The sequence below is a fragment of the Mesorhizobium sp. CAU 1732 genome, assembly GCF_039888675.1.
GTDB lineage: Bacteria > Pseudomonadota > Alphaproteobacteria > Rhizobiales > Rhizobiaceae > Aerobium.
This window is the reverse complement of sequence record NZ_JBDQQR010000001.1, coordinates 458610-471019: the sequence shown is the minus strand read 5'-3', so window position 1 is coordinate 471019 and position 12410 is coordinate 458610. Positions and strand designations below refer to the sequence as shown.

Annotated in this window: 15 protein-coding genes; 2 read left to right on the top strand and 13 right to left on the bottom strand. The window is 64.1% G+C overall.

Annotated features, from left to right (window positions below):
• Positions 1-239: 239 nt before the first annotated feature.
• Positions 240-917: a DUF2161 family putative PD-(D/E)XK-type phosphodiesterase gene (locus AAFN55_RS02485; protein WP_347797305.1), complete on the bottom strand. Its 678-nt coding sequence runs from the start codon at positions 915-917 to the stop codon at positions 240-242.
• Positions 918-1020: 103 nt separating this feature from the next.
• Positions 1021-1251 carry a hypothetical protein gene (locus tag AAFN55_RS02480; RefSeq protein ID WP_347797304.1) on the bottom strand — a complete coding sequence of 77 codons (231 nt, stop codon included), beginning with the start codon at positions 1249-1251 and terminating at the stop codon, positions 1021-1023.
• Between the two features lie 430 nt (positions 1252-1681).
• Here AAFN55_RS02480 and coaBC point away from each other — a divergent pair, with 430 nt between their 5' ends.
• Entirely contained in the window at positions 1682-2902 is a 1221-nt protein-coding gene (gene coaBC, locus AAFN55_RS02475; RefSeq protein ID WP_347797303.1) for a bifunctional phosphopantothenoylcysteine decarboxylase/phosphopantothenate--cysteine ligase CoaBC, read from the top strand.
• Entirely contained in the window at positions 2899-3447 is a 549-nt protein-coding gene (locus tag AAFN55_RS02470; RefSeq protein WP_347797302.1) for a GNAT family N-acetyltransferase, read from the top strand. The genes coaBC and AAFN55_RS02470 overlap by 4 nt, the downstream gene beginning before the upstream one ends.
• Before the next feature lie 3 nt (positions 3448-3450).
• Here AAFN55_RS02470 and AAFN55_RS02465 read toward each other — a convergent pair whose 3' ends face one another.
• The 11 genes from AAFN55_RS02465 to AAFN55_RS02415 form a co-directional block, all read right to left on the bottom strand.
• Positions 3451-3840 carry a VOC family protein gene (locus tag AAFN55_RS02465; protein WP_347797301.1) on the bottom strand — a complete coding sequence of 130 codons (390 nt, stop codon included), beginning with the start codon at positions 3838-3840 and terminating at the stop codon, positions 3451-3453.
• A 22-nt stretch (positions 3841-3862) separates the two neighbouring features.
• A complete protein-coding gene (locus tag AAFN55_RS02460) occupies positions 3863-4228 on the bottom strand; it encodes a hypothetical protein (protein ID WP_347797300.1) in 366 nt (121 codons plus the stop codon).
• Positions 4225-5238, bottom strand: a complete 1014-nt coding sequence (locus tag AAFN55_RS02455) for an SRPBCC domain-containing protein (RefSeq protein WP_347797299.1) — start codon at positions 5236-5238, stop codon at positions 4225-4227. Before AAFN55_RS02455 ends, AAFN55_RS02460 begins: the two co-directional genes overlap by 4 nt.
• An 11-nt stretch (positions 5239-5249) precedes the next feature.
• Positions 5250-5690, bottom strand: coding sequence for an SRPBCC domain-containing protein (locus AAFN55_RS02450; RefSeq protein ID WP_347797298.1), 441 nt, complete (start codon positions 5688-5690; stop codon positions 5250-5252).
• Complete coding sequence (locus AAFN55_RS02445) at positions 5687-6046, bottom strand: metalloregulator ArsR/SmtB family transcription factor (protein WP_347797297.1); 360 nt, start codon at positions 6044-6046, stop codon at positions 5687-5689. Before AAFN55_RS02445 ends, AAFN55_RS02450 begins: the two co-directional genes overlap by 4 nt.
• A gap of 56 nt (positions 6047-6102) precedes the next feature.
• Positions 6103-7425, bottom strand: coding sequence for a thymidine phosphorylase (gene deoA / locus AAFN55_RS02440; RefSeq protein ID WP_347797296.1), 1323 nt, complete (start codon positions 7423-7425; stop codon positions 6103-6105).
• A gap of 79 nt (positions 7426-7504) precedes the next feature.
• Entirely contained in the window at positions 7505-8311 is an 807-nt protein-coding gene (locus AAFN55_RS02435; RefSeq protein ID WP_347797295.1) for a purine-nucleoside phosphorylase, read from the bottom strand.
• Positions 8308-8700, bottom strand: coding sequence for a cytidine deaminase (cdd, locus tag AAFN55_RS02430; protein ID WP_347797294.1), 393 nt, complete (start codon positions 8698-8700; stop codon positions 8308-8310). Before cdd ends, AAFN55_RS02435 begins: the two co-directional genes overlap by 4 nt.
• 3 nt (positions 8701-8703) lie before the next feature.
• A complete protein-coding gene (locus AAFN55_RS02425; RefSeq protein ID WP_347797293.1) occupies positions 8704-9675 on the bottom strand; it encodes an ABC transporter permease in 972 nt (323 codons plus the stop codon).
• A gap of 1 nt (position 9676) precedes the next feature.
• Positions 9677-10816: an ABC transporter permease gene (locus tag AAFN55_RS02420; protein WP_347797292.1), complete on the bottom strand. Its 1140-nt coding sequence runs from the start codon at positions 10814-10816 to the stop codon at positions 9677-9679.
• Complete coding sequence (locus tag AAFN55_RS02415) at positions 10813-12345, bottom strand: ABC transporter ATP-binding protein (protein ID WP_347797291.1); 1533 nt, start codon at positions 12343-12345, stop codon at positions 10813-10815. Before AAFN55_RS02415 ends, AAFN55_RS02420 begins: the two co-directional genes overlap by 4 nt.
• Positions 12346-12410 lie beyond the last annotated feature (65 nt).

Here is a 12410-nt window from a genome sequence, read left to right as displayed (position 1 = left end):
CCATCAGTGCGCTACCGCTGAAACGAAAAAGCCCGCTGCCGGGAGGAGGTGGCAGCGGGCTCGATTTCGAAAACGGCGCGGGAGGAGGTGCACCGCATTCAAGGTCGGCATCGCATCTGGGAGGAGTAGATGGCCGACAAACTCATGATAGCGGCTGCGTCGGATATTGCAATGCACAAAATCATCCCGCATCGCAAAATACGCATGTCGGGTTTACGAGGAAAAGCGCGGGTGGCGCTCTACTCGGCACCGTCGGAGACGAGTCGCTGCTGGGGCCAGCGTATCAGTGCTTCGCGGCCCGTATCGGTCAGGTCGTAGATTCCACGGTCGGCCCTTATGAACCAGCCATAGACGTTGCGTTGCAATATCTTCGACGCGTTGGGGCTGGCGGGCTTCAGATCTCGCGGCCGCTTTCGGCCATCCGCGAGAGCAGCCGCGCATGTCAGCGCTTCCTGGCGATATGCGGTCATGATGGGATTGCGCGAGCCACCGCCGGCCACGGGATCGCCCTGCCGCCGCCGGTGTTCATCGATCAGTCTCGATCGGCGCTTGGGGTCCCGGCGCGGCGTCAACGCCGTTGGTCTCAGCAGCACGTCGACCTTGCCGTTGGGATAGACGCCCAGGAGACCGAAGCCGAGGCGGCGGCAGAGGTTGCGGAACCGCGCATCGCTTTCGCGGCCTTTGCCGCGAGCCGACATGCATGCGGCCAGCCAGACCTCGTCGCTGGCTGCCATCCGGTCCACCCCTTGCAGGACGAGTTCGAGATTGAACTTCAGTTTCAGCTCGCAGATGACGACAATCGGCGGGGAGTCCTCGCTCAGCGCCAGGAGATCGCATCCACCGATCTCGCCTTTGACCACAAAGCCCAGATCTTGCAGAAAAGCCTTCACCGGACCGTAGAGGGAGGTTTCGAGCATCTCTGTCCCCGCCGTTACGACTCAAGTCACCGGTGGAAAGCGGCCAGTCCGCAAGAGGCGGACGAAAATCGACGTCCGGTTTTCGACACCGTAAGTGATCCTGCTAGGCTGAAAACTTCACGATCACACCGCGCTGTCTGAAATAGGCCTGCATCGTCTTGCGTCCCGAACGATTGTTTTGCGCCAGCTTGGTCGGGTCGAAAACCGCATCTTTGGCACCCTCGCGCGCCAGTGCCCGCTTGAGGGTCATTATATGCTCGTCGATGTCAGCATTGTTTGATTGGAGCGACGCATAAATGTTGTCGGTCGCTTCAGTCACGGTCGGCTCGCTCACGGTTTGTACTCCCTGTGATTCGTAAATCGACTGGCTACCATAACCGGGCGGATTGGCCTATCGCAGCGCCCCGGATGCCCCTCGGCTTCTACCGGTCGCCAGGCATCGAGAGTGGTCGCTCGATGCGGTTCAGAATATCCGCAGAGCAGGCTGGAACCGTCGCGCGTGCCGTCATATCGTCGAGCCAACGGCGGCAGTGGCCGCGGATTTCGATGTCTTTGTAGCAATAAATCTCCGGCCATGGAGAATGCAACGACACGAGAACGACGCGATCGGTCTCGAAAAGTCCGGCATTTTTATCCCTCACGATTCCGTCGCCGCCCGGTCATTGGAGGTTCGCATGACCTGTCACCGCTGTTCAAAGGCGACGATTTCATTCATACCGACATCGAGCCGGCGCTGAAGCCGGCGCTGAAGACGGGCCTACCGCATGACCCTTTCCGGCAAGCGCATACTCCTGATCATCGGTGGCGGCATCGCGGCCTACAAGTGTCTCGATCTCATCCGACGGCTGCGCGAGCGTGGGGCCTCGGTGCGGTGCGTGATGACGAACGCGGCGAAGGAGTTCGTCACGCCGCTCGCGGTCGGAGCGGTGTCCGCGGACCACGTCTTCGGCGATCTGTTCGACCGGCAGGACGAGCACGACATCGGCCATATCCGGCTGTCGCGTGAGGCCGATCTCGTCGTCGTCGCGCCGGCAACCGCCGATCTGATGGCCAAGATGGCCAACGGGCTTGCCAACGACCTCGCCTCGACCGTGCTGATGGCGACCGACAAGCAGGTGCTGATCGCGCCGGCCATGAACCCGCGCATGTGGGACCATGCGGCAACGCGGCGCAATCGAGAGACGCTGAAGGCCGACGGCATCCGGTTCGTCGGCCCGAAGCGCGGCGAGATGGCCGAGAGCGGCGAGGCAGGCGAAGGCCGCATGGCCGAACCGCTGGAGATCGTCGCGGCGATCGAGACGCTGCTCGACGATCGCCCGAAGCCGCTGGCCGGCAAACGGATCGTCATGACGTCGGGACCGACGCACGAGCCGATCGACCCGGTGCGCTACATCGCCAACCGTTCCTCGGGCAAGCAGGGACACGCGATCGCTGCGGCGCTGGCGCGGCTTGGCGCGGATGTACGCCTTGTCTCCGGCCCGGTTTCGATCGCCGATCCGGCCGGCGTCACGACGATCCACGTGGATACGGCGCGCCAGATGAAAGATGCCGTCGAGGCCCAGCTTCCAGCCGATGCAGGCGTCTTCGTGGCGGCGGTCGCGGACTGGCGCACGGATGGCGAGAGCGGCGAAAAGATCAAGAAGGAGGCGGGCAAGGGACCGCCCGCGCTCCAGATGATCGAAAACCCGGACATCCTCGCCACGATCGGACATCATGTGCAGCGGCCAAAGCTGGTGATCGGCTTCGCCGCCGAAACGCAGGCCGTGACCGATCATGCGAAGGCCAAGCTCGCCCGCAAGGGCGCCGACATCATCGTCGCCAACGACGTCTCCCACGACAGCGGCATCAATGCGTCGGGCGTGATGGGCGGCGATCGCAACCGGGTGACGATCGTGTCGGAAGCGGGTGCGGAACTCTGGCCGGAGATGTCCAAGACGGATGTCGCAGAAAAGCTGGCGGCATTGATTGCCGAGCGCCTTGGATGAATTTTCAGGGCAGGCCAAGCCGAATCCCGGTTCTCGAAACCGAGCGCCTCATACTCCGCGAACATCGCACCGAGGACCTTGCCGACTACACATGTCTCTGGTCGCAGGACGATGTGGTCAGGTTCATTTCCGGCAAGCCGCTGGACCGGCAGGATTGCTGGGGTCGCATCATGCGGTTTCGCGGCATGTGGGAGATAATCGGCTACGGCTTCTGGATCATCGAAGACAGGCAGACCGGCCGACTGATCGGCGAAGCTGGACTGATGGACGTCAAACGCGTCATCGAACCCTCGCTCGACGGGACCAGCGAAGCCGGCTGGGCACTGCTCCCATCAGCACAGGGCAAAGGGCTGGCCGGCGAAGCGATGCGTGCAGCGCTCGACTGGGCCGATAGAAACCATTATGAAACGCCGCAAAGCTGTGTCATCGACGCGCGCAACACCGCGTCCATGCGGCTGGCATCCCGCCTCGGCTTTCGCGAAACCGCCCGCGGCAATTTCAGGGATGCCGCGCTGGTTCACTACCGGCGGCTGGCAGGCGAATAGCGATCAACCCTCGACCAGCAGGATCAGGTTTCCGCAGCCATCTTCGAGCGTCGCCATCAGCGGGACACCCGGTCCCGGCGTAGCGGGCTCGCCGCGAAACGCGACGCCGAGCTTGGTCAATCGCGCATATTCGGCCTTCACATCATCGCAGCCGAGTTGCGTGAGCGGAATGCCCTTTTCGTACAGCGTCTTCTGATATTCGCGGGCAAAATCCATTCCCGCCGGTTCCAGCAGAAGCTCGACACCGGAGCCGTCGGGGGCCTGCACCGTCAGCCAGCGCGCGCCGCCGGCCGGGATGTCATGCTTCTTCACGAAGCCCAGCTTTCCGACATAAAAGTCCTCGGCCACCTGCTGGTCGAGCACCATGACGGACGACAGATTGCAGCGTATCATCGGTGTTCCTCCTTGAACTGCCTCACCACGCGCCGGCTTTCTCGTCGACGAGGTGGATGATCGACGCCGGGCTGGACACCCAGAAGCCGCGAAAATCCGGTCCGAGCGGCTCGATCTCGTCGCAGCGCACGACGCCTTCGGCCTTCAGATGATCGGCGGCTGCATCCTTGTCGTCGGTGACGATCTCCAGCCAGAGCTCGGCCTGGCTCATGCCGGGCGCGCGGTCGATCCAGAGCTGGTTCGCACCGAAGACGAAGCCGATCGCAGGCTCGTGCCCCCTCACCGGTTCGAGGCCGATGACGTGGCGATAGAAGCGCACCGTTTCATCATACTGATGCGGCGGCACCTTCATCGCGATGTTGCGTCCGCCCGAAAACGTCGTGCTCATGTTGTTCTCCTCAGTTCAGGGCTTCGTTCGAACATGCCGTCGAGCAGATCGAGCCACAGCGTCCAGCCTTGCCGAACCAGTTCGGCGCCATCCTCGCCCGGTCCGTCGCCATTCCATCCGTTGACAAGCGTCAACTGCGTGTCTCCGTCAGGCAAGGCGCGAAACGAGATTGCGATGAACTCGTCGGCGTATGGGTAGGGATCGTGCCCCTCGGCGACAAAGGTCTGCTTGACGAGCTTTCCCGGCTCAAGCGCGAGATATTCGCCGCTGTGGATATAGACTTCGCCCTCGTCGCCGTCGCTTTCGATGCGGAAGCGCCCGCCCACCCGGACATCCGCGTCAACCGATCGCCCGAGCCAACGCCGCATGAGGTCGAGATCCGTCCATGCCGCGTAGAGCGCCTCGGGCGATGCGTCGAACACACGCTCCAGCCTCACCACATGCTCAGGCTTAGTCCCATCAGCAGTCGTGGCCGCGAACGTCTCGAGATAGCGCTGTTCGAGCCGCTCATGCGTCGACCAGAACCCGCGCGGTTCCGTGCCCTTGAGCCGGTCGATCAAGATGCCGACATGGGAATCCCAGCCGCTCGCGACGCTGACCATCGTCCCGGTGTCGGGGAGCCTGCGGTGGGTGAGGATCAGCAGGACCTCGCCCTGTTCGGGAAAGAGCTCGAACGTCACCTCGCTCGATCCGTCGTCGCCCGGCCATGTATAGGCGAGCACCCGCGGCGGGTCCCATTGGGTGACTTCACCGAACATGGCCGGACTGTCGTCGAACTTGCGATAGCGTTCCGGCGTGGGTTCCGCCGACAGTTCCGCATGACGGAAGAGGTGTTCGACCCTGCCGCCGACGCGCGGTTCCATCTCACCAACGGCCAGCCATTGCCGGCGCATCTGCGATTGCGTCAGATAGGTCCAGACGCGGTCGGCAGGGCCGGGCAGAAGGCGCTCGATGCGCACCGTTCCACGCTCGACGATCCTGCCTTGTCCATCGGAATTTCTATCGGGCATCATCGCACTCCTCAGGCCAGCAAAGCGTCGAGCGCACCGAGCATCTTCGTCCAGCCACCGCGGGTCTGCTCGCCCCATTCCTCGAAGATTTCCGGCGACATCTCGTTGGTGAGCGTCAATTCGCAGCCCTTGTCGAGGCGGCGGATATCGATCGTCACAAGATCGTACTGTTCGCTGTAAAGCGGCACGGCGAAGGTGAAGACGAGGCGCGACGGGCGGTCGATCTCGAGATATTCGCCGACATGTTCGACATCCTGCCCATCGCGGCGGTCCGTAAAGGTGAACCGGCCGCCGACGCGCGCATCAACTTCGGCCCGCACCATCTCGCCGCCCTCTCCCGAGAACAGCCAGCGCCGCGCCGTGGCCGGGTCCAGCCAGGCGTCGAACACGCGTTCGGCCGACGCATCGAAGCGCCGTGTGATAACGAGAGAGCGGGTCTGTGGTGCGGTCATGTCCTCGATCCTTCGTTCTGGCTGGCGGCATCCTCGGCCCTAAGCAGGGCGTCGAGCGCGTCGAGTTTGCCGGTCCAGAAACGCTCATAGTGCCGCAGCCACGCCTCGGCCTCGGCGAGACGCGCGGCATCGAGCCGGCAGTGGTGCGTGCGGCCCCGCACCTCGCGGCGCACCAGCCCGGCCGTTTCCAGAACCCTGACATGTTTGGACGCGCCCGCGAAACTCATCGCGAAAGGGGCTGCAAGTTCGCCGATGCTGCGTTCTCCGGCAGACAGATCGCGCAGCATGGCGCGGCGGGTTCTGTCGGACAACGCGTGAAAGACGGCATCGAGATGTGCGGGCTCTTGCTCAACCATATGGTTTAGTTATTAGGCGACGACTCATTTGTCAACCAATTGGTTTAGCGTTTTGCCTATTTCGGAGAAGACGTGATGCGGCGGATGACCGGGCGCGGCGTGCGCGGCTTGGCATTGCCGAGCGTATAGGCGGCGATGATGTGCCGTGCGGCCTCCTCGGCTGCATCCTTGCTCGATGCATGGACCTGCGCCAGCACATCGCCCTTCGAGACTTGGGCGCCGATAGGGAACAGGCCGGTGATGCCGACCGAATGATCGATCCGGTCGTCCGGCTTCGTGCGCCCTCCGCCCAGCGACACAACGGCAATGCCGATGTCGCGCGACTGGATCGCGGTGACGTAACCGTCGAATCGGGACTTCACGTCGATCACGAACTTCGCCTCGGGAAGATAGGTCTCGGATCGCTCGACGAAATCGCGCGGGCCACTGAGTTCAGCGACCATGCGGCCAAAACGGTCGGCGGCTCGCCCGCTCGACAACGCGTCGGCCGCGCGCGCGGTCGCCTCCTGATGCGTCGATGCCAAACCGGACGACAAGAGCATCTCGGCCGCAAGGGCCAGCGTCACATCCTCGAGGCGGCGATCACGACGACGCCCGGTCAGGAAATCGACCGCGTTCGCAACCTCCACCGCATTGCCGGCGGCGCTGGCGAGCGGCTGGTTCATGTCGGTGATGAGTGCCGTCGTCGGCAGTCCTGCGCCATTGGAGACCTCGACGAGGCTCTGCGCGAGGGAGGCTGCCGATTTGGCCGTCGCCATGAAGGCGCCGTTACCGGCCTTGACGTCCAACACCAGCGATTGAAGGCCGGCTGCGAGTTTCTTCGACAGGATGGACGCGGTGATGAGCGGGATCGATTCCACCGTGCCCGTCACGTCGCGGATCGCGTAGAAGCGCTTGTCCGCCGGCGCGAGATCGGCCGTCTGGCCGATGATGGCGCAGCCCACCTCGCGCACGACCTTGCGGAACAGCGCCTTGTCGGGCTGGCTGACATAGCCGGGGATCGCGTCCATCTTGTCGAGCGTGCCGCCCGTATGGCCAAGGCCGCGCCCGGAGATCATCGGCACATAGGCGCCGCAAGCAGCCACGATCGGCGCGAGCATCAGCGAGACATTGTCGCCGACGCCGCCGGTCGAATGCTTGTCTGTGACCGGGCCGGGCAGGTCCGACCAGTCTAGCACGGTGCCGGAATCGCGCATCGAGAGCGTCAGCGCGACGGCTTCCTCGCGGGTCATTCCATTGAGGAAGACCGCCATGGCAAGCGCCGCCACATGACCTTCCGAAAACGCGCCCGACGTGAGGCCGGATACGAATTCCGCGATCTCGCCCGCCGAGAGCTGCTGGCCGTCGCGTTTCTTGCGGATGATCTCCTGGGGGAGCATGAACTAGACCCCTGGCTGCAGGAGACAGCGCGCTACGTTGCCCCCCTCTGCCCTGCCCAATCTGCGCACGGGGCGATAACTACCCATCCGCCAATCCATCGGCAAACATCCGCTTCAGGATCGTCGCGAGACGCTGGCCGCCGACGGGCGCCATGTCCTTGGTTTCCTGATGCGAGAGTTCCGCGCCCGTCATGCCTGCCGCGAGGTTGGTGATGACCGAGCAGGCCGCAACGCGTAAGCCCAGGAAGCGCGCCAGGATCACCTCCGGCACGGTCGACATGCCGACGGCGTTCGCGCCCATCACCCGCGCCATGCGGATTTCGGCCGGTGTTTCGAAGGACGGGCCGGAGAACCACATGTAAACGCCCTTGTGGAGCTGGGTTCCGGTCGCCTGTGCAGCCGCCTCGAAGGCTGCCCTGATGCGCGCGTCGTAGGCCTCCGTCAGGCCGACGAACCGCCCGTCGGTCGGCTCGCCGAAGAGCGGGTTGGTGCCGGAGAAATTGATGTGGTCTGTGATCAGCATCACCGAGCCCGGCCCCATCTCGGGCTCCAGCGATCCGGCCGCGTTGGTCAGGATCAGCTTTTCGATGCCGGTGCCGGCAAGCGCCTCGAGCGCGGGGCGCATCGCCGCCGGATTGCCGTTCTCGTAATAATGCGCGCGACCAGCCAGCATGATCACCGGCGTGCCCGCCAGGTCACCGGAAACCAGCTTGCCGGCGTGGCCGGTCACGCCTGAATGCGGAAAGCCCGGCAGGTCGCCATAGGGAATGTGGATCGCATTCTCGACCTCATCGACCAGCCCGCCGAGCCCCGAGCCGAGCACCAGTGCGACCTTCGGCGTGCGGCCTTCGAGCTTTTCGATCAGCGTGGAGACGGCGTCGTTCATTTCAGCGTGTCTCCCTGAAACCCCAGCGGCAGGATTTCGGCCATCGTCCATGTGTCGACGATGCCCGTCTCGTCACAGAGGTAGAGCTTCGCGTCCGGCCCGGCGAACTCGGCGAGCCGCTGGCGGCAACCGCCGCATGGCGTGATGCGCGCCATCTTCTCGGCGACCACCGCGATCTCGGTGATCGTGCCGCCGCCGCCCATCACATAGTGGCCGAGCGCGGTCGTCTCCGCGCACCAGCCCTCGGGAAACGAGGCAACCTCGATGTTCGCGCCGGCATAGATGCGGCCATCCTGCGTGCGGATCGCGGCGCCGACCGGGAACTTCGAATAGGGCGCATGGCATTTCGCCATGGCGTCGCGCGCGGCGAGGAAGAGATCATGCGACATGGATCAACGCTCTTTCACGTAGGGCACGCCGCCGGCGCGCGGCGGGATCGCCTTGCCGATGAAGCCCGCGAGCAGGATCACGGTCAGGACGTAGGGCAGCGCCTGGAAGAACTGCACCGGCACGCGGCCGACCAGCGGCAACGGCGTTCCCTGGAGGCGGATCGACAGAGCGTCGAGGAAGCCGAACAGAAGCACGGCGAACATGGCCGGCACCGGCTTCCATTTAGCGAAGATGAGGGCGGCGAGCGCGATGTAGCCCTTGCCCGCCGTCATGTCCTTCACGAAGCCGGCATTCTGCGCGAGCGCCAGATAGGCGCCGGCAAAGCCGCAGAGAATGCCGGTGCAGATCACGGCGCGGTAGCGAAGCCACGTCACCGAAATGCCGGCGGTATCCACGGCGGCAGGGTTCTCGCCGACGGCGCGCAGACGCAGGCCAAAGCGCGTGCGAAACAGCACCCACCATGTCACGAAAACCATGAAGAACGCGAAATAGACCAGAATCGAGTGGCCCGACAGAAGTTCCGAATAGATGAGGCCGACGATCGGCACGTCGCGCACGGCCTCGGCACCGGGCAGCGTGATCGCGTTGAAGCGTCCCTCGGCGCTGAGCGCCGGCGTACGGCCACCCTGGCTGAACCACGCCTGGCCGAGGATGATCGTAGAGCCGGCCGCAATGAAGTTGATCGCCACGCCCGACACGATCTGGTTGCCGCGATGGGTGATCGACGCGAAACCGTGCACGAGCGCAAGGAAAACGCCGATGAGGACGGCGCAGGCAAGACCGCCCCATGCGGAGCCGGTGGCATACGCAGCAGCCCCCGAGGCAAAGGCCGCCGCCAGCATCTTGCCTTCGAGGCCGATGTCGAAGATGCCCGCCCGCTCCGAATACAGCCCCGCAAGGCACGCGAAGAGCAGCGGGATCGACAGGCGGATCGTCGAGTCCAGCACGTTTACGAGGATGACGAAGAACTCCATCTCAGACCCCTTCGCGCTTGGCTGCGGTCACGCCCATGGAGCGCGGACTGAGACTGGCGAAGAAGGCCTGTATCGACGGACGGAACATGTGTTCCAGCGCGCCCGCGAAGAGGATGACCAGGCCCTGGATGATGACGATCATGTCGCGGCTGATGTTCGGCATCTCGAAGGCGAGTTCCGCGCCGCCCTGATAGAGCATGCCGAACAGGATCGCCGCGGGCACGATGCCGGCCGGGTGCGAGCGCCCCATCAGCGCCACCGCGATGCCCACGAAGCCCGCGCCGGTGACGAAATCGAGCTGGAGCCGGTTCTGGTCGCCCATCACCGGATTCAGCGCCATCATGCCGGCCAGCGCGCCGGAAATCATCATCGTGATGATGATGATCTTCGTCTCGCCGATGCCTGCATAGCGCGCGGCTTTCGGGCTGTGGCCCTGCGTGCGGATCTCGTAGCCGAGGCGCGTGCGCCAGATCAGCAGCCAGACGAGGAACGCGCAGACAAGCGCCAGCAGGAACGAGATGTTGAAGGGAGACGAACGCACGGTGAAGCCGAGCGCCTCCATCAGGAAGTTGAGCTTCGGCAACTGTCCGCCATCGAGGAACGTCCGTGTCTGCGGGGCCATCGAGCCCATGGGCTTCAGCACGCCGACCAGCAGATAAACCATCAGGCTGGCAGCGATGAAGTTGAACATGATCGTCGTGATGACGATGTGCGAGCCGCGCTTGGCTTGGAGGTAAGCGGGGATGAAAGCCCATGCCGCGCCGACCGCGGCCGCGCCGAGGATCGCCAGCGGGAAGGTCAGCCACCACGGCAGGATGGAATCGAATGTCAGGCAGACCAGTCCCACGCCGAGCCCGCCGACATAGGCCTGCCCCTCGCCGCCGATGTTAAAGAGCCCGCCATGGAAGGCGACCGCGACCGCGAGGCCGGTGAACATGAAGCTCGTCGAATAATAGAGCGTGTAGGCGATGTTGCGGCCGCCGCCGAACGCGCCCTCGACCATGATGGCCGCCGCCCGCAGCGGGTTTTCGCCCACCAGAAGCACGACGAGGCCGGCGACCGCGAAGGCGACGATCAGATTGATCAGCGGGATGAGGCCGTAATCGGCCCAGCCGGGCAGCTTCGCATATGGCGAACTCATTCCGCGGCCTCCTGCCGTTCGACACCGGCCATGAGCAGTCCCAGCTCCCCTTCGCTCGCGTCGCTGTCGCGTTCGCCGACGATACGGCCGTCGAACATCACGATGATGCGGTCGGAGAGCGAGCGGATTTCGTCGAGCTCGACGGAGATCAGCAGCACCGCCTTTTGGGCGTCGCGCATCGCAATCAGGCGCTTGTGGATGAACTCGATCGCGCCGACATCGACGCCGCGCGTCGGCTGGCCGACGATCAGGACGCCGGGGTCCTTCTCCATCTCGCGCGCCAGCACGATCTTCTGCTGGTTGCCGCCGGAGAAATTGGCGGTCTTGAGCCGCTCGTTGCCGGGGCGGATGTCGTATTTCGAAATCTTGTCGCGCGCATCGGCGCGGATCGCCTCGATATCGAGGAACGGGCCTTTGAGATATTGCGCGTGATCGTGATAGCCGAGGATCGAGTTCTCGTATTCCTCGAACGGCAGGACGAGGCCGACATAGTGCCGGTCCTCGGGCACATGCGCCAGGCCGCGATCGCGCAGTTCGCCGGGATCGGCCGTGCCGGTAACGTCGATCGGCTTGCCGTCGAGCATAACGGTGCCGGATTCCGCGCGGCGGATGCCGGCGATGGTCTCCAGCAGTTCGGACTGGCCGTTGCCGGCGACGCCGGCGATGCCGACGATCTCGCCTGCGCGGATGTCGAAGGAAACGTTGTCGACCATGGTGACGCCGCGCGAATCCTTCACCGTCAGGTTCCTGACCGACAGTTTTACGTCACCCGGTCTGCCCTCTTCCTTCTGCACCCGCAGGAGGACACGGCGACCGACCATGAGTTCGGCCAGTTCCTCCACAGTGGTCTCGGAGGTCTTGCGCGTCGCGACCATCTCGCCCTGCCGCATGACGGAGACATTGTCTGTGATCGCCATGATCTCGCGCAGCTTGTGGGTGATCAGGACCACCGTTTTGCCCTCGTCCTTGAGCTGGGCGAGGATGCGGAACAGATGGTCGGCCTCGGGCGGCGTCAGCACGCCGGTCGGCTCGTCGAGGATCAGGATTTCCGCGCCGCGATAGAGCGCCTTCAGGATTTCGACGCGCTGCTGCAGCCCGACCGGCAGTTCCTCGATGATCGAGGCGGGATTGACCTCGAGGCCGTATTCCTTCTCCAGCCGGATCAGTTCCGAACGCGCCTTGGCGATCGCCTTCTTCAGAAGCGCCTCGCCTTCGGCGCCGAGAATGATGTTTTCCAGCACTGTGAAGTTCTGAACCAGCATGAAATGCTGATGCACCATGCCGATACCGGCTGCGATGGCGTCGTTGGGCGTGTTGATCACGGCCGGCTTGCCGCCAACGCGGATTTCGCCGGAATCGGCCTGGTAGAAGCCGTACAGGATCGACATCAATGTCGACTTGCCGGCACCATTCTCCCCGATTATGCCGTGGATGGTTCCACGCGGGATTTCGAGATGAATGTCGCGGTTGGCATGAACCACGCCGAAGCTCTTGTTGATGCCGACAAGTTCAATCGCAGCTTCTGCCATACGCCGGGCAAGTCCCTCTGGATTCGTGTTTTTATCGGTTGGTCAAGAGACGTAGCATGGTGGAA